Source organism: Bacillus sp. FSL R5-0416, from assembly GCF_037975425.1.
Classification (GTDB): domain Bacteria; phylum Bacillota; class Bacilli; order Bacillales; family Bacillaceae; genus Bacillus; species Bacillus subtilis.
Genome location: NZ_CP150252.1, coordinates 1,363,051 through 1,380,341, shown reverse-complemented (window position 1 = coordinate 1,380,341; position 17,291 = coordinate 1,363,051). Strand labels below are relative to the sequence as shown.

19 protein-coding genes and 1 pseudogene are annotated in these 17,291 nt (G+C 44.1%); 7 read left to right on the top strand and 13 right to left on the bottom strand.

The genetic code is table 11. The features are described from left to right. Window position 1: 1 nt before the first annotated feature. The 4 genes from dppC to proG all read right to left on the bottom strand — a co-directional run bounded on the left by dppC (window position 2) and on the right by proG (window position 3,684). Window positions 2–964 carry a dipeptide ABC transporter permease DppC gene (gene dppC, locus NYE20_RS07395; protein ID WP_003245702.1) on the bottom strand — a complete coding sequence of 321 codons (963 nt, stop codon included), beginning with the start codon at window positions 962–964 and terminating at the stop codon, window positions 2–4. Window positions 965–969: 5 nt separating this feature from the next. Continuing rightward, the gene (gene dppB, locus NYE20_RS07390) at window positions 970–1,896 is read right to left on the bottom strand and encodes a dipeptide ABC transporter permease DppB (protein WP_003245446.1); all 927 of its coding nucleotides are present in this window, start codon (window positions 1,894–1,896) and stop codon (window positions 970–972) included. A gap of 16 nt (window positions 1,897–1,912) precedes the next feature. Further along, entirely contained in the window at window positions 1,913–2,737 is an 825-nt protein-coding gene (dppA, locus tag NYE20_RS07385) for a D-aminopeptidase DppA (RefSeq protein ID WP_014479576.1), read from the bottom strand. A 128-nt stretch (window positions 2,738–2,865) separates the two neighbouring features. Beyond that, on the bottom strand, window positions 2,866–3,684 hold the full coding sequence (proG, locus tag NYE20_RS07380) for a pyrroline-5-carboxylate reductase ProG (protein WP_161621530.1): 819 nt from the start codon (window positions 3,682–3,684) through the stop codon (window positions 2,866–2,868). Window positions 3,685–3,852: 168 nt separating this feature from the next. Here proG and htrA point away from each other — a divergent pair, with 168 nt between their 5' ends. Then, window positions 3,853–5,211, top strand: coding sequence for a serine protease HtrA (gene htrA / locus NYE20_RS07375; RefSeq protein ID WP_015252257.1), 1,359 nt, complete (start codon window positions 3,853–3,855; stop codon window positions 5,209–5,211). Window positions 5,212–5,728: 517 nt separating this feature from the next. Here the strand turns inward: htrA and NYE20_RS07370 are convergent. The 4 genes and pseudogenes from NYE20_RS07370 to NYE20_RS07355 form a co-directional block, all read right to left on the bottom strand. After that, the gene (locus NYE20_RS07370) at window positions 5,729–6,700 is read right to left on the bottom strand and encodes a glycosyltransferase family 2 protein (RefSeq protein ID WP_161621529.1); all 972 of its coding nucleotides are present in this window, start codon (window positions 6,698–6,700) and stop codon (window positions 5,729–5,731) included. Window positions 6,701–6,711: 11 nt separating this feature from the next. After that, a complete protein-coding gene (locus NYE20_RS07365; protein ID WP_161621528.1) occupies window positions 6,712–8,880 on the bottom strand; it encodes a glycosyltransferase family 39 protein in 2,169 nt (722 codons plus the stop codon). Window positions 8,881–8,887: 7 nt separating this feature from the next. Next, window positions 8,888–8,989: pseudogene (locus NYE20_RS07360) on the bottom strand (hypothetical protein); the annotation flags it as partial. A 108-nt stretch (window positions 8,990–9,097) separates the two neighbouring features. After that, window positions 9,098–10,048 carry a ring-cleaving dioxygenase gene (locus tag NYE20_RS07355; RefSeq protein ID WP_015252261.1) on the bottom strand — a complete coding sequence of 317 codons (951 nt, stop codon included), beginning with the start codon at window positions 10,046–10,048 and terminating at the stop codon, window positions 9,098–9,100. Between the two features lie 388 nt (window positions 10,049–10,436). On the opposite strand from NYE20_RS07355, the gene steT reads away from it, so the two are divergent. The 6 genes from steT (at window position 10,437) to spoIISC (ending at window position 14,909) form a co-directional block, all read left to right on the top strand. Continuing rightward, window positions 10,437–11,753: a serine/threonine exchanger gene (gene steT / locus NYE20_RS07350; RefSeq protein WP_144453062.1), complete on the top strand. Its 1,317-nt coding sequence runs from the start codon at window positions 10,437–10,439 to the stop codon at window positions 11,751–11,753. Between the two features lie 275 nt (window positions 11,754–12,028). Then, window positions 12,029–12,646 (top strand): DUF47 domain-containing protein, encoded by a 618-nt coding sequence (locus NYE20_RS07345; protein WP_003218470.1) that lies wholly within the window; start codon window positions 12,029–12,031, stop codon window positions 12,644–12,646. A gap of 12 nt (window positions 12,647–12,658) precedes the next feature. Then, on the top strand, window positions 12,659–13,660 hold the full coding sequence (locus tag NYE20_RS07340) for an inorganic phosphate transporter (protein ID WP_003232642.1): 1,002 nt from the start codon (window positions 12,659–12,661) through the stop codon (window positions 13,658–13,660). Between the two features lie 109 nt (window positions 13,661–13,769). Continuing rightward, window positions 13,770–14,516 carry a toxin-antitoxin-antitoxin system toxin SpoIISA gene (gene spoIISA / locus NYE20_RS07335; protein ID WP_003244695.1) on the top strand — a complete coding sequence of 249 codons (747 nt, stop codon included), beginning with the start codon at window positions 13,770–13,772 and terminating at the stop codon, window positions 14,514–14,516. Then, a complete protein-coding gene (spoIISB, locus tag NYE20_RS07330; RefSeq protein WP_003232646.1) occupies window positions 14,516–14,686 on the top strand; it encodes a three component toxin-antitoxin-antitoxin system antitoxin SpoIISB in 171 nt (56 codons plus the stop codon). Before spoIISA ends, spoIISB begins: the two co-directional genes overlap by 1 nt. A gap of 85 nt (window positions 14,687–14,771) precedes the next feature. Next, window positions 14,772–14,909 carry a three component toxin-antitoxin-antitoxin system antitoxin SpoIISC gene (gene spoIISC, locus NYE20_RS07325; protein WP_003232648.1) on the top strand — a complete coding sequence of 46 codons (138 nt, stop codon included), beginning with the start codon at window positions 14,772–14,774 and terminating at the stop codon, window positions 14,907–14,909. Window positions 14,910–14,946: 37 nt separating this feature from the next. On the opposite strand, the gene NYE20_RS07320 is transcribed toward spoIISC, so the two are convergent. The 5 genes from NYE20_RS07320 to NYE20_RS07300 form a co-directional block, all read right to left on the bottom strand. After that, a complete protein-coding gene (locus NYE20_RS07320) occupies window positions 14,947–15,840 on the bottom strand; it encodes an N-acetylmuramoyl-L-alanine amidase (RefSeq protein WP_015715742.1) in 894 nt (297 codons plus the stop codon). 12 nt (window positions 15,841–15,852) lie between these two features. Then, complete coding sequence (locus NYE20_RS07315; RefSeq protein ID WP_014479566.1) at window positions 15,853–16,116, bottom strand: phage holin; 264 nt, start codon at window positions 16,114–16,116, stop codon at window positions 15,853–15,855. A 12-nt stretch (window positions 16,117–16,128) separates the two neighbouring features. After that, the gene (locus tag NYE20_RS07310) at window positions 16,129–16,398 is read right to left on the bottom strand and encodes a hemolysin XhlA family protein (RefSeq protein ID WP_072174140.1); all 270 of its coding nucleotides are present in this window, start codon (window positions 16,396–16,398) and stop codon (window positions 16,129–16,131) included. A 71-nt stretch (window positions 16,399–16,469) separates the two neighbouring features. Further along, window positions 16,470–16,661: a phage portal protein gene (locus NYE20_RS07305; RefSeq protein ID WP_080375511.1), complete on the bottom strand. Its 192-nt coding sequence runs from the start codon at window positions 16,659–16,661 to the stop codon at window positions 16,470–16,472. Then, window positions 16,651–17,112, bottom strand: a complete 462-nt coding sequence (locus NYE20_RS07300; protein WP_072174134.1) for a hypothetical protein — start codon at window positions 17,110–17,112, stop codon at window positions 16,651–16,653. Before NYE20_RS07300 ends, NYE20_RS07305 begins: the two co-directional genes overlap by 11 nt. Window positions 17,113–17,291 lie beyond the last annotated feature (179 nt).

Genomic DNA, 17,291 nt, shown 5'->3' with positions numbered 1-17,291 from the left:
GCTACCTCCTCAGCTTAGGGTCAAGCGCATCCTGCAATCCGTCCCCCAGCACATTAAACGCGTACATCGTCAGAGATATGAAAAAGGCCGGAAAAAACAGGCGCCACCAATGGCCAGATAAAATCGTAGGCAGGCCGTCATTTGCCATCACGCCCCAACTTGCAAACGGAGCCTGTATGCCGAGGCCGAGAAAGCTTAAAAATGATTCTGCGAATATGGCGGCAGGTACGGTTAATGTCATTTGTACGATGATCGCTCCCATAGTATTCGGCAGCAAATTCTTTCGGATGATGCGAAAGGTTTTCGCGCCAAAGGTTTTCGAGGCGAGTACATATTCATAATTTTTAATCTGAAGCACCTGGCCTCTTACAATTCTCGCCATGCCGACCCACCCGGTCACAGTCAGCGCCACAATAATAGTGCCCAGTCCCGGTCCCATGAGCACCATCAGCAAAATGACAACAAGCAGGTACGGCAGGCCGTACAGCACTTCGATAATCCGCATCATAATGCTGTCAATCCTGCCGCCTTTATAACCGGCAACGCCTCCGTAAATGACACCGATCAAAAAATCAATCAGTGCTGCCATCACGCCGACAAACAACGAGATTCTCGCGCCATACCATGTTCGGGTAAACACATCCCGGCCGAGTTCATCGGTGCCGAACCAATGATCGGCTGAGGGCGGAAGATTTTGTTCTGTCAGCGATTGGCGTACGACACTATGGGGCGATAAAAAGGGCCCGATAACTGCCATGACAAAAAGAAATAAAAGAATAAAGAGTCCAGCCATCGCTAATTTATTTTTTTTCAGCCTCCTCCAGGCATCCTGCGTGTATGACAAACTCGGCCGCTTGACCGAATCGGCTTCCCGATTTTTTTCCTGATTCAAGACAAACCACTCATCAGGCACCTGATTGTGCTGTTCTGGCTGGCGTTCATCCGTTTGTACAGGGAGATTCACACGCTTCACCCTTTCTTATGCAGTTTAATGCGCGGGTCTAAGAGACCGTAGGCCAAATCGACCAAAAACAGCATGATAATCAGAATGACGCTGTAAAAAACGGTCGTTCCCATAATCACGGGGTAGTCCCGCTGATTAATGCTTTCAACAAAATATTTTCCCATTCCCGGAATGGCAAAGATTTTTTCAATGACAAAGCTTCCTGTTAAGATGCTGGCGACGAGTGTGCCCAGGACGGTAATGACGGGCATGAGTGCATTTCTGAGTGCGTGTTTTACGATAATTTTGAACGGAGAAAGCCCTTTTGCTTTTGCTGTGCGGATATAATCCTGTGTCAGAACTTCAACCATGCTCGAGCGTGTCAGCCTGGCAATGATCGCCATTGGCCCTACAGCAAGCGCTGCGGTCGGAAGCACCATATGAATCGGGCTCGTCCATGTCGCAGCGGGAAATAGTTTGAGATTGACAGCAAATTGCTGAATGAGCAATGTTGCCAGAATAAAATTCGGGATGGAGATGCCGAGTACTGCAAGACTCATCGCGGCGTAGTCCAAAAAGCCATTGCGGCGGAGTGCAGCGATTACGCCCAGCACCAGCCCAGAAATCACAGCAATGACAATCGCTGTCATCCCAAGCTCAAAGGAAACGGGAAATCCGCGTTCCAGCATATCATTTACGCTGTCCGACGGTTTTTTAATTGAAGGTCCGAAATCGAATGTAATGATGGATTTTAAGTAGAAAATGTATTGGAAAATGAGAGGATCGTCTAAGTGATAGTAGGCTTCGAGATTTTTTTGAACGGCTTCATTTGTGCCTCTCTCCTCGTTAAAAGGAGATCCGGGAATGACCTTCATGAGAACAAAAGTCAGGGTGGTAATCACCAAAATCGTAGCTGCCATTGCCCAAAAACGCTTTATCATGTATCGCGCCAAAGCCTAAAACACCCCTTTAGCAGAATGATGTCCGCATCGCAAGCTCAGTCATGACAAGCATCGCCTGATAGGCTTCAAGCATGTCCTTCGCCTGAAATTGAACGGTTGTAGTTCCCGTCTTGATTTCCGTTCCCGGCATCAGATTCGCCCATTCTGCTTGGCCATAATTGGCGAATTCAATGCTCAGAACCGGCCTGTCAGGCGGGGTGAGCGGCTTGACTTTGTCCTTGTTTTGCAGGGCAAACGCAGTTTTTTCTGTCAACAGCCGTCCGGCTTTCGCAGGGGACAAGCACTTCACTGCGGATCTTGAAATGGTTTGTTTGACTGCGGCTGTCGTCACGTTCGGGATAAGCTCTTCCGCTTCCTTCGCCGCCCGGTCATCCCCGGCTACCATTAATACCGGGACATCATAATAACCGGCAACGTATGCATTTAATCCAAGCTCACCGACAGGCCGATCGTTTATGTAAAAATGACGGACGCCGAAAATCATGCTGTGTGACATGACACCAGGAGTCGAGGCTCTCGCATGATAACCGAGAAACAAAGCGCCTGTAAACGTATCATCCAGTCCCTCCACCATTGAAAATGGTTTGACGTCACCAGAAATCAAGTCTGCTTCAGGGTGAAGCTTTTCAACCATCAGATTATTCATCTTCGAATGACTGTCATTGACCAGCACCTCGGTACACCCGCTGTTAAACGCTTCAGCAATACAGTAGTTTGCTTCTTCAGTCATGATAAGCCGTCCGCGTTCATAATTCCGCTTGCCGGAATCCACAAAGGTATCGTCCGGAAGACCCGAAATACCTTCCATATCTACTGACATGTACAATTTCATAACGCTCCTCCTTTTTTACTAAATTATGAATATTCTAACAGATTATATTAAAAAAAGAGGAAAAATGCAATATAACTGGGGAAAATCTCAACCACTCAGTGATAAAAAAAGAATCCTCTTTCAAGGATTCATGTCTGTTTACCAACCTGTTCTGTAAGCAGTTCATATTTTTTCAGGGTTCTTTCAAACACCTCATCAAAAACGTCAGGCACAGAGGCGCGTATCACCTCAGCCCCCTCTCCCGTTATTCCGCCTTTGGTTGCGACACGTTCCAGCGTCTCCTCGAAAGACATATTTTTTTCGATCAGCATCTTGCCAGTTCCGTATAGCGAATGAATCAGAAAATCAAAGGCTTCTTCTTTGGACAGGCTGCTGTTTCTGACCGCAGACAGTGCCAGTTCTTCGAAGATTGCCGCTATGAATCCCGGTGCCGAGCTCGTTAAATTGCTGGCCGCATCAACATTCGATTCTTTGATTTCTCGTACACGGCTGAAAACCGATAACAATTCATTCAGACGTTCTTTTTTCTCCGCAGCCAGTGTTTCACTGTGAACGACAAGTGAGATGCCAGCTTCTGCTTCGGACGTAATGGCAGGAATAACACGTGAGATACCCGCTTCTGTTTCTGCCTCCAAAAGACGCAGCGGCACACCGGCAGCTATGGATACGATGTGAGTATTTCTGTTCACATACGGGTGCAGACGGCGCATTGTTTCGATGACATGGAGCGGCGGGACGCATATCAAAATCAATTGGCACGTATTTGCCCAATTCTCCAACGGATCAGCCGATACGTTTGGATAATCTGACAGGAGTGCCCGCAGCCGCTCCCCCTTCGTTCTCGTCTCAATAAATAGCTCATTCTCTTTTATTTGTTCATGTTTCAACAGCTGTCTGGCGATCATATCCGCCATGCTGCCATATCCAATCAATCCAATCTGTTCCATCGACTCAGTCCTTTCATATACAATATGAAGTGTACCGTTTTCCCCACTTTTTCACAATTTCCCATAATCTTTTCATTTTTATCCCACAGTTTTTGTTTATGATAAACTCAAGTCATAAACCTATCAATATAAATAGACATGTGAAAATAGAGAAACGGAGTGAACATGATGGATAACTATCGTGATGAAAACAGAACGAAAGGTAATGAGAATGAGGTCTTTTTAACGAAAGAGAACGATCAGAGCACCTCCTACTCGGCCCGCAATGTCATTCATGATCAGGAGAAGAAAAAACGAGGATTCGGATGGTTCAGACCGTTGCTTGGCGGAGTGATCGGCGGCAGTCTTGCCCTTGGCATTTACACGTTTACACCGCTTGGCGACCATGATTCTCAGGACACTGCAAAACAATCATCCAGCCAGCAGCAAACGCAATCTGTTACAGCAACAAGCACCTCCTCTGAATCTAAAAAAAGCTCATCAAGCTCAAGCAGCTCATCTGCATTCAAGAGCGAGGACTCTTCTAAAATCTCAGATATGGTAGAAGACCTTTCACCAGCGATTGTCGGTATTACAAATCTTCAGGCACAATCAAACAGCTCTTTGTTCGGCTCTAGTTCTTCTGATTCCAGCGAAGATACAGAAAGCGGTTCAGGGTCAGGTGTCATTTTCAAAAAAGAGAATGGCAAGGCTTATATCATTACAAATAACCACGTCGTAGAAGGGGCATCATCACTGAAGGTATCTTTATATGACGGCACTGAGGTTACTGCAAAGCTGGTAGGCAGTGACTCGTTAACTGATTTAGCCGTCCTCCAAATCAGTGATGACCACGTCACAAAAGTGGCAAACTTCGGTGATTCATCTGATCTCAGAACAGGCGAGACCGTTATTGCGATTGGGGATCCGCTTGGAAAAGATCTGTCTCGCACAGTAACACAAGGAATTGTTAGCGGCGTGGACAGAACGGTTTCAATGTCTACATCAGCCGGCGAAACGAGCATTAACGTCATTCAGACAGACGCAGCAATTAATCCAGGTAACAGCGGCGGTCCTTTGTTAAATACAGACGGCAAAATTGTCGGCATTAACAGTATGAAAATCAGTGAGGATGATGTTGAGGGCATCGGATTTGCCATTCCAAGCAATGACGTAAAACCGATTGCTGAAGAACTGCTTTCTAAAGGACAAATTGAACGTCCATATATCGGTGTCAGCATGCTTGATCTGGAACAAGTGCCGCAAAATTACCAAGAAGGCACACTCGGCCTGTTCGGCAGCCAGCTGAATAAAGGTGTTTACATCCGTGAGGTCGCTTCAGGCTCTCCTGCTGAAAAGGCCGGATTAAAAGCGGAGGATATTATCATCGGCCTAAAAGGTAAAGAAATTGATACAGGCAGTGAATTGCGCAATATCTTATATAAAGACGCAAAGATCGGTGATACCGTTGAAGTGAAAATTCTCCGAAACGGCAAAGAAATGACGAAAAAAATTAAACTTGATCAAAAAGAAGAGAAAACTTCGTAAGACATAATGCCTCAGGCCGCAAAAGCGGTCTGAGGCTTTTTATTAGATAAAAGACCTAATTGTTCTATGAAACTTTCTGACGAGATATCCGTATATCATACAGATTGACATCATTCTCATCAGACGCTAGAAACATCGTTTGCTAGGAGGCATGAACATGAAAACCGTGGGACTGAGTATGATCTGCGCAGGATTGGCTTTTCTTTTGCTGAGCTTTCTTCTCTCTGAATCGACGTTGACGTGGGGAATTGTATTGGGTACCAGTATTCTATTAAACATAACTGGTACGGCTCTAATCATGCGTTTCTTAATAGCCCCCCAATCTAACAGCTGACATGCAGCAAAGCCGATGACGAAATCTTTAAGTTTTGCTGTTTTTATTTCAGCATGACTGAACCGCAGTACAAGCTCACAATCTCTTCTTTACCCAATCTCCATATATCTATCTGCATCTTTTGCTTTAGATCGTGCGCAGAGCATAAAAACCCCCTGTCCGTAACGGACAGGGGGTTTAAGGTTATGACATATGCTGGTCTCTATAGAGTCTTTTATTTTCAATTCCATACGATTTTTGGACGATGTAAAGCGGCCTGTCTTTGGCTTCATCGTAGATTCTGCCGATATATTCGCCGATCACGCCCAAAATCAGAAGGACAATGCCGCTGAACAGGAGCTGGATCACAATAAGTGATGACCAGCCGGTAATCGTGCTGTCTGTGAATAGCTTCAGATACAGCACGATAAACATATACAGAAATCCAGCACCTGACATTAAAATCCCCGCATAGCTTGCCAGCTTCAGCGGTTTATGTGAAAATGTCGTGATGCCGTCCATTGACAGCTTCAGCATTTTCTTGAGCGGGTACTTTGTTTCTCCGGCGAGCCTTTCATCACGTACATACTCGACCGCTGTCTGTTTAAAACCCACCCAGCTGACTAGCCCTCTGACAAATGGATTTTTTTCTTTTAATCTCTTCATTTCATCACAGACTTTTCTGTCCATGAGACGAAAATCCCCCGTATCAATCGGGATATCAATATCTGTCATACCGCTGAGAAGCCGGTAAAACATAGCCGCGGTTTGTTTTTTGAAAAAGGTTTCCCCTTTTCGTTTAGTCCGCACGGCGTACACGACCTCATAGCCTTCCTTCCACTTTTCAATCATATTTAATATCAGTTCAGGAGGGTCCTGCAAATCGGCGTCAATGACGACGATTGCATTCCCCTGTGCATAATCCATACCCGCTGTAATGGCGATCTGGTGTCCAAAATTCCTTGAAAAATCAATAATTTTCACTCTCGGATCGATCAGGCTGTGCTCTCTTAAAATCTCAATACTGCGGTCTTTGCTGCCATCGTTGACAAAAAGCAGCTCGTAGTTTTCCTTCGTTTGATCCATGACCTCTTTTAAGCGCTGATAGGTTTCATGAATGACAAGCTCTTCATTATACACAGGTACAACAATTGAATATTGAATATGTCTGCTCATGTTTTTGCCTCCTATTCATCAGCATGTAGTTCGTATAATGTTGCTGACTGATTCATTCCGCCAGGTCCGCCCATTTTTCCGTTTTTACCTGAAGCCTTGCTGCTTGATGTATCAGCTGAATCAGTATTTTCTGTTTTTTGATCAGCACTTGATTGCCATTTTTCTGATGCTACTTCTTTTCCATTTTTCTCAACCCATTCAACAATGTCATTGTTTCCGCCTCTTCCCATTCCAGAAGCCAAGAAGTATTTCACTTTTCCTTCTTTTACAAGCTTTTTGAATTGAGTCAGCGTGATCGCCGGGTCAGAACCGCTGAATCCGCCAATAGCCATGACAGCTTTTTTCGTTTTAATGATATATGGTGCCGCTGTGTTCGAATCGGTTGTGGCGAATAGGTATTCAGCTCCGGAGTTATTCTCCTCTAGATATTTGATCAGTTTTTCATTTACAGTCGCATCAGACATTCCCATGCCTTTTCCGCTCATTGATGCGAGCTGAGGGCCTGTTTCAGGCAGTGAGCTGTTGCCTCCGTACAGAAGTGGTGTACTTGCCCAATAAATCGGCATCACCAGCAATGCGAGGAGAGCTGCAAGTGAAATATAATAACTGAACGGTTTTTGGCGCTGTTTAAACAGCAGCAAAGCAATCGCTGACAACACGCCGATAACACCTACACCGATGCTCCAGCCTGCACCGATTTGATCGTTGTAGTTTCTGAGAATAAACAATTCAAATCCAGTTGTCGCAATAATTGCTCCCGGCAAAAGCCATGCTTTCCAGCCTGTCTGATTGCGGTACAGATGAACAAGAGCAACCCATCCCGCACCGACAAGAGCCGCAATCGGCGGTGCCAGCATGATGAGATAATAATGATGGAAAAATTCTGCGACACTGAAGAATCCGGCAATCGGCACAAGCCACGCAACCCAGAACACCGTTTCCTTCTGCTCTACAGATAATCTTCTTCTTTCTCTCGCGCCTGCGATCAGTAAGCCTGCGATTCCAAATATCGCAAATGGCAGAAGCCAGCTGATTTGATCAGATAACTCTTGTTGGAAAAGCCGCAGTGGACCAGGTGTTCCCGTTCCAAACATCCCTGAACCTGATTGCATTTTCGAACCGGTTCCTGTACCGCCTTTCCCTCCGTCTCCGCCAGGTCCGCCTTGGCCGCCATCTCCGCCGCTTGGAGGGCCTCCTTGACCGACGCTTGGCATTTCTCCTCCGCTTGGCATTTGGCCATTGGATGGAGGTGCCGTCATATTGCCATTTGAGGATTTACCATCGCTTGATGAGCTGCTGCTTGATGACTGATTAGGCGGTGCTTGAGTGTTATCAGAAGAAGACATTTCTTTTGAAGCGTCTTTGTTTGGCGCACCCTGGCCGCCGCCTGAATTTTGGCCTGTCAGCCGCTGGATTCCGTTATAGCCAAAAGCCAATTCCAAAACAGAGTTGGTCTGGCTGCTTCCGATATAAGGCCGCTTGCTTGCAGGGATATTGTCGACAATGAGCGGCCACGATAACGAAACGGCTGCTAATACGGCTAACGCACTTACCAGCGAAATGATTTTTTTCTTCACCGCGGCATTTGCCGCAATCAAATAGAACAATAGGAAGGCCGGTAAAATCATGTAAGCCTGCAGCATTTTTGTATTGAAACCTACTCCAACAACGAAAAACGCCGCTAACAGCCAGATCAGCTTTCCTGTTCTGATCGCTTTAAAGAGAAGCCATGTAGCAAGCAATAAGAAAAATACCAGTAATGCATCAACATTGTTTGTACGTGCTACAGCTACAGCTATCGGCGTACATGCCATTACAAATGAGGCAATACGCGCCGCCGTTTTTCCGAATGTCGGCTTTATCAGCAAGTACATAAGAAGGACTGAACCTACACCCGCCAATGCCTGAGGCAGAATGACGCTCCAGCCGTGCATACCGAATATCAGTGCGCTGATCGTTTGGATTTGGTATGTAACAGGCGGTTTATCTACTGTTATAAAGCCGGCAGCATCGAACGAAGCATAAAAGAAATTATGAAAGCTTTGCATCATACTTGTAACTGCCGCGGTGTAATAAGGATTCACCGTGTCGTCCTTCCAAATGTTATAGATATTTAAGAATGCAGATGCGAGCAAAATGAGGAGGAGGACGATATCCAGCTCGCGTTTTTTCTTTTCCACTTATTTTTCACTCCTTTTTGTCTAACTTTGAAATAGTGTAACAAGCAAATATGAATAAACTATTAATAAACAAAGACAATATTTTTGCCGAGGTCATTTCATGCCAATCATCCTATATACAGCTGGTTTCAAGCCCTTTCTCCAAATCGTAATCGGCGATGCGTTTTCCCAAAATAAAAAAGCCTTCCGGCACGCCGGAAGGCAAATGAATCACAATTTACTGGATCGGTTTCAATTTTGCTTCAATTTCTGCTCTTCGATGCTCTAGATATGGCGGAAGAGCAATCGTTTGGCCAAGCTCATCAAGATTTTCATCTACCATAAAGCCCGGTCCGTCCGTTGATAACTCGAACAAAATGCCGTTCGGTTCTCTGAAATACAACGCCTTGAAATAGTAGCGCTCAACTATGCCTGAATTGCTAAAGCCTTCGCGGCTGATGATCCGGTGCCACCCGGCAAGTTCTTCTTCATCTCTTACCCGAAATGCGACGTGGTGAACACTCCCTTTGCCTTGACGCTCGCGCGGAAGATCGTTTCTTTCTATTAAATGGATTTCCGTTGCAGCACCGCCTTCTCCTGATTCCAGAATAACGGCGGTTCCTTGCCCTTCGACTGGTTCACGGCTGATTTCTGTAAATCCAAGAATATTCGTCAATACGTGTAAGGTTGGTTCAGCATATGGCACAGTCAGTTCAACCGGCCCTAACCCGCGAAACGAAAATTCTTCCGGTATGCCGCTCTGTTTAACAGGCAGGCCATATCCTTTTCCTTCCTCATCAGCAGTCAGCACAAGTCGCTGCCCTTCATGATCTTGAAATGCCAATATGTCACGTCCGGCTCTTTTGGAGATGCCGCTGTGCGTTACTTGCTGCTCTTCAAAACGTTCTTTCCAGTAATGCAGGGCTTCTGTGCTTGGAACGCGCAATCCAATAGAAGAAATACTGTTTGTTCCCGCATGAAACGGTGCAATGCGGGGAATCTCGAAAAACGTCAGCTCAGTTCCCGGGTTTGCCACTTCATCTCCGTAGAACAGATGGTACATTGTCGGTTCATCCTGATTGACGGATTTTTTGACGAGCTTTAATCCTAATACTTTCTTATAAAAATCCAAGTTTTTTTGTGCGTCGGCCGTTAATGCCGATACGTGGTGAATGCCGTTAACTTTCATATGCTGTCCCTCCAGGTTAATTTATCTCGATTTCGAGATATCATATCATAGTTGTATATTTATTGTTCTAATAACAAAGTATTTTATTCGCATGAGAAAGTCAACATATCAGCTTCACCGAAGGCTCGTTCACTTTCTGAATTCTCATCTCCCCTCTGTACCGGCTAAAATCCTAATACAGAAAACGCGAACTTTACAAATAAAAATCATGAAGTTTATTCGTTTATAGATTGTTAAAACAGGTGTTTCCACAGTTTTATCTGCTGTACACAAAGCAAATTTCGAAAATCAGAAAATTTATTTTATTTCACTTTTCTAAAATAGGGTTTACAATATGAAAAAATAGATTCTTCAACATGAAGCTTCAACATCATAGGAGGTTAAGGACATGCATACTGAAGACAACGGTTTGAAAAAAGAGATAGGCCTCTTGTTTGCCCTTACTCTTGTCATCGGAACCATTATCGGTTCTGGTGTTTTTATGAAGCCCGGCGCTGTGCTTGCTTATTCAGGTGATTCAAAAACGGCGCTTTTCGCCTGGCTGTTAGGCGGTATTTTAACTCTGGCGGGCGGTTTGACAATCGCGGAAATCGGAACGCAGATTCCAAAAACCGGCGGGCTCTATACGTACCTTGAAGAAGTGTACGGCGAATTTTGGGGATTTTTGTGCGGCTGGGTGCAGATTATCATTTACGGTCCGGCGATTATTGGCGCACTGGGTTTATATTTTGGATCTTTAATGGCGAATCTTTTCGGCTGGGGATCTGGCCTATCAAAAGTAATCGGAATTATAGCAGTTCTCTTTTTATGCGTCATTAATATTATCGGTACAAAATACGGCGGCTTTGTCCAAACGCTGACAACGATCGGAAAACTGATTCCGATTGCCTGCATCATCATCTTTGGTCTTTGGAAAGGCGATCAGCACATCTTCACAGCAGTAAACGAAAGCATTTCCGATATGAACTTCGGAGCGGCTATTTTGGCTACACTGTTTGCTTACGACGGATGGATTCTTCTGGCCGCTCTCGGCGGAGAAATGAAAAATCCCGAAAAGCTGCTGCCGCGTGCAATGACGGGCGGGTTATTAATTGTAACGGCGATCTATATTTTCATTAATTTTGCATTGCTCCACATCCTGTCAGCGAACGAAATTGTCACGCTTGGTGAAAATGCGACAAGCACCGCGGCAACCATGCTGTTCGGGTCAATTGGCGGAAAGCTGATCAGTGTAGGGATTATCGTCAGCATCTTTGGGTGCTTAAATGGAAAGGTGCTTTCTTTCCCGCGTGTTTCATTTGCAATGGCGGAACGCAAACAGCTTCCATTTGCTGAAAAACTGTCACATGTACACCCGTCGTTCCGCACACCATGGATTGCAATTTCTTTTCAAATTGCTTTAGCTTTGATTATGATGCTGATCAGCAACCCTGATAAGCTCTCAGAAATCTCCATTTTCATGATCTACATCTTTTATGTGATGGCCTTTTTTGCAGTGTTTATTCTCCGCAAGCGAGCAAAGGGAAAAAAGCGCGCCTACAGTGTTCCGCTTTATCCATTTATGCCAATTCTGGCAATCGCGGGCTCCTTCTTTGTGTTAGGCAGCACACTCATTACAGATACAATGAGCTGCGGATTATCCATCCTCATCGGCCTTGCCGGACTGCCTGTCTATTACAGGATGAAAAAACGAAAAGCAAGCTGATAAAACGGTTCCCTTGTTTAGGGAACCGTTTTTTGGTGAAACAGAAGATAAAAGTTGACAGGAAAAACACAACTTTTGATATACTTTTTACGTTAAGCAGAAAGTTTTTGCAAACTTGGGTCGTTTTTTTAAAGCGAAGTAGGTCAAAATAAGGAGACACGATTTATCAAAAAAGTCAAGATACGTTTTTTTCGACTTTACCTGTTTTTTTTCGACAAAAGGCTATATAATAATTTGATGTGTGCATTGTTCATTCAAACTATGGAGGGTTTTTAATGATAAGAAGAAAAAAAGATAAGTTCTCACTCCTTTTAACAGAAATTGCAAAGAACATAGACGAAACTGCAGAATATTTTGTGAATTTTAAGGTCACTAACCAAACGACTCTTAAAGAATTTGCAGATACGTTAAAGGAATATGAAACAAAAGGTGACAATCATGTTCATGTCATGATTAAAGAGCTTAACAAAGCGTTCATCACTCCTATTGAGCGCGAAGATATCCTTCAGCTGACAAACAGCTTGGATGATGTGCTTGACGGAATCGAACATTTCTCTGCCATGATGGAGATTTTCTCAATTACTTCATCAGACGAGCATATCGATAAATTCAGCGGATACATCAGAGAATGTGCGAAAGAGATTTTGATTACGATCGAGCTGCTGGCAGAAAATCGCTTAAAGGATATTCAGCCTCACGCAATCAAAATAAAAGAGTATGAGCACAGCTGTGACAACTTGCACAGAAAATCATTAAAGAATCTTTTCGGAAATGAAACAGACCCAATCAAAGTCATTCAATATCGTGAAATTTACGAAACGCTTGAAGAAATCGCCGACTCTTGTCAAAGTGTTGCCAATAATCTTGAAACCATCATTATGAAAAACGCGTAACGAGGGGTAAAAATGGATATTCTATTAATATTAACGATACTAATAGTCATTTGTGCTCTGGCGTTTGATTTCATCAACGGGTTTCATGATACGGCAAACGCAATTGCGACTTCGGTATCAACAAAAGCGTTAAAACCACGCCATGCCATTATATTGGCTGCTGTGATGAACTTTGTCGGAGCAATGACGTTTACAGGTGTTGCCAAAACCATTACGAAAGACATCGTAGATCCTTATACGCTGGAAAATGGCTCTGTTGTCATCTTGGCTGCGCTACTCGCTGCAATTGCCTGGAACCTTATCACATGGTACTACGGTATCCCAAGCAGCTCATCCCATGCCATCATCGGCGCTATTGCCGGTGCAGCCATTGCGGCAGCCGGATTTGCAGCGTTAAACTATAAGGGCTTCATTAAAATCATTGAAGCACTGATCCTATCACCAATTATTGCCTTTGTCCTTGGTTTTATTCTTTATAGCATCGTTAAGCTGATTTTCAAAGACAGCAACTTGGCGAAAACGAATAAGCAATTCCGCAGAGTGCAGATTGTAACAGCTGCCCTGCAATCGTATACACACGGAACAAACGATGCGCAAAAAGCAATGGGAATTATCACAATGGCTCTCATCACAGCGAATTTACATACTTCTGCTAATGATATTCCTACCTGGGTGCAATTCGCCTGCGCGACAGCCATGGGTCTCGGAACATCAATCGGCGGCTGGAAAATCATCAAAACCGTCGGCGGAAAGATTATGAAAATCCGTCCGGTAAACGGTGTTTCCGCTGACTTAACCGGAGCAGCCATTATTTTCGGCGCCACGTTTATTCATTTGCCGGTCAGTACAACCCACGTCATTTCTTCATCAATTCTTGGCGTCGGTGCGTCACACCGGGTAAAAGGCGTAAACTGGGGTACGGCCAAGCGAATGCTCATTACATGGGTCATCACGCTTCCGATTTCAGCGACACTTGGTGCCATCGCCTACTTTATTTTAAATATGATATTTTAATGTCACACCGCTTCTGTCAAAGGAGCGGTTTTTTTGATGGAACAGGAAAACCATCCGGATCTCTCGAATACAATAAGCAGAACCTATTTCAGATGTGAGGGATTCGAATATGGTTTTATTCTTTCAGATCATGGTCTGGTGCATCGTGGCCGGACTGGGGTTATACGTGTATGCCACGTGGCGTTTCGAAGCGAAGGTCAAAGAAAAAATGTCCGCCATCCGGAAAACTTGGTATTTGCTGTTTGTTCTGGGCGCTATGGTATACTGGACATATGAGCCCACTTCCCTATTTACCCACTGGGAACGGTATCTCATTGTCGCAGTCAGTTTTGCTTTGATTGATGCTTTTATCTTCTTAAGTGCATACGTCAAAAAACTGGCCGGCAGCGAGCTTGAAACAGACACAAGAGAAATTCTTGAAGAAAACAACGAAATGCTCCACATGTACCTCAATCGGCTGAAAACATACCAATACCTATTGAAAAACGAACCGATCCATGTTTATTATGGAAGTATAGATGCTTATGCTGAAGGTATTGATAAGCTGCTGAAAACCTATGCTGATAAAATGAACTTAACGGCCTCTCTTTGCCACTATTCGACACAGGCTGATAAAGACCGGTTAACCGAGCATATGGATGATCCGGCAGATGTACAAACACGGCTCGATCGAAAGGATGTTTATTACGACCAATACGGAAAAGTGGTTCTCATCCCTTTTACCATCGAGACACAGAACTATGTCATCAAGCTGACGTCTGACAGCATTGTCACGGAATTTGATTATTTGCTATTTACGTCATTAACGAGCATATATGATTTGGTGCTGCCAATTGAGGAGGAAGGTGAAGGATAATGGAACGTGCGTTTCAAAACAGATGCGAGCCCAGAGCGGCGAAGCCGTTTAAAATCCTGAAAAAACGTTCAACCACCAGTGTCGCAAGCTATCAAGTCAGTCCGCATACAGCAAGAATATTCAAAGAAAACGAACGGCTGATTGACGAGTATAAACGAAAAAAAGCATGATCACACTAAAAGGACAAGGGAAAACAGCTCTTGTCCTTATTCCTTTTCTTAAAGGGTTACATATAATAAATACAAACAGAGGATAATGTCAGGTGATACAGTGAAAAAATTGGTGAGGCGTGTGAAGTTTGTTGATTACGGAAGGTTTGGGCTTTCCGGGTACTCGCTTCGGGTGAGGGAGCGCAGTGCTGGAATTATTAAAAAGTTGAAGAAGAAAAAATAAATCCCGGAACCAGCTCCGGGATTTTTGTGGTCTGTGATCAGCTTAATTGCGCTGCGATCTTCGCTTTCGTCGCAGGTCCGTAAATACCGTCGGCAGTCAGGCCGTTAACAGACTGAAAACGCGCGACTGCGTCAGCTGTTTTCGGGCCGTAAATGCCGTCAATTCCGTTGTTGACAGCGCCTTTATCAGGGTAAAAATACAGAGCCGCAAGTGCTCGTTGCACCTGAAAGACGTGTTCTCCTGAGGTATAAGGTGTTGTCAATTGAATGATACCATCAGGGAGCGGATAGAGCTCGGGTTCTTCAGTGGACGATGGAGCACTTACAATTAATACTTGACCAACGCGAATAAGATTCGGGTCTTCGATATTGTTCCACTCTTGCAGCTGAGCAACCGTAACACCAAATGCTCTCGCTATGGATGTGAGCGTGTCGCCCTGTTTCACGACGTAAGTTTGGCTGCCGCCTCCCCCAATTCCTGCTTTGAACGAATCCCACGTATCTAACAATTTTCGCGGACATTCCTTCCCTGACCAATACTTATGAGGGACGACATTGGCGAGACTGATATTTTGTTCAGCCATTAATGTTTTGATGAGCCACTGGGCATTTGCTGTTGCTTTTTCAAAATCGCCATCGGCATTTTCGCAAATTTCAATTCCGATAGAAGCCCGGTTGCCGCTGCCATTTCCGTCTCCCGCATGCCAGCCGTTTTCATTCAAAGGCAGATGCTGATAAATTTCTGTATCATCAACTGTAAAATGCCAGCTTGTCGTCGTATCAGGATTTTTCAAATAGCGGGCATGCGCTGCAGCATCTGCCCCTACTGCGGTATTCGCTGTATTGTGCACCGTAATGTAGAGCGGCGTCATTGCGTAGCCTGGACGGTTATTTGCGCCAACCGGAATAAAGTCTTGAATAATGTTAACCATTTTCATCTCTCCTTATTTCGTCAGATTATTGTCCCTTAACAAGTCGCGCTGTTTTTTTCCTTTTTCTGTTATATAGTTGTTTTTAAACCAAGCGGCAAGTGTCGTTCCAATTGTAAATGCAATGGAACCGGCTGAATAAAGGGCGTCAGCGAGCTGATTGACCTGCTCCTCCTGAATGTCCAATGGTGATTTGCCGAGCATCAGCATGGTCTGGTTGATTAAAGCAATTAAAAGAAGCACCGTCCTGATGACCGTGCCCTTGTCAAACGTGTTCATGAAAATCCCCCTTTAATGCTGCAGCAGGCTGTACATAATGGCGATGGCTCCGCCAATGATGCCTGTAGACACTGCTGTAATGATGGCACCTGTGATGGTGCGTTTAATCCACGTGGTGTTTTCTTCAATTTTGTTTAATTTTTCGTTCAGCGTCATGATTTGCTGGTCTTGCCTATCTGATGACCTCTCTAGAACACTGACTCGCTGCTCAAGCGTTTTTTGTTCTGTTTTTATTTCTGTTATCTCTTTTTCAAGTAAATTCATGTCAGGCACCTCAGACAATTCTGACATATAAACTTCCTCCTTACTTCTTTCATACATTCACCTCCTTTGAGGCAAAATAAAAAAGCCTTTTAGTTGGCTTTCATCGTTTCCTCGTATGTTTGATCTGTTATTTCTTTAAATTGGGCAAGTGTAACATATTTTTCACTAACACCTTCCTTTAAGTCATCAACTGAACAGTCATGAAACATCATAGCTTCCCTTACCATTGATGTTGTAGCCCATTTATAAAACAGGGCATATACCCAGAAATTAAGACTCACTTGTCATTCCTCCCTTTAAATTCAGTAGATCTAATTTTAAGGCTGCTATTTGTTTACCTAAAGATTGGCTTAATGCTTCTGCTTCCTTTCTAGCTATTACTTCTTCAGTTAACTGCATACCTAAAGCCTTCTGTGCTTGGTCTGCTTGTATTCTCGCTAGTTTTTCCTCTGTTAACTGTTTGCCAAGTGCAGAAAGCTGGTCATTCGTTGGATTGGATTCAGATGGAACATCCTCCAGTAAGCTTTTTTTATAAGCTTGATCTGCTGTTTCTATCCATGTTTGCTTTTCTTCATTAAACATTGGTCGCCACATGCCCTCTCCATTCAATTCTGGAGGTATGTCTGTAGCATTTTTAGGAATAATATAATCCCCTGTATCTTGATCTCTAAATAACTCAACAGGATTACCAAGATAGATTTTATCTGCTCCGTAAGGATATATTAATTTCATATTTTTCTCCTTTGTACCTATGTTAAAGGTATTACTAAATCGATATAATAGCCATTTACATTATTTTCAACATTAGCCATAATACCTGTTAATTTCATGTCACCTGATGCGTAAATAATTATTTTGCTATAACCTGTTGTTCCACTTGCAGATACTAACTTTACAACTCCTTTTGAAGG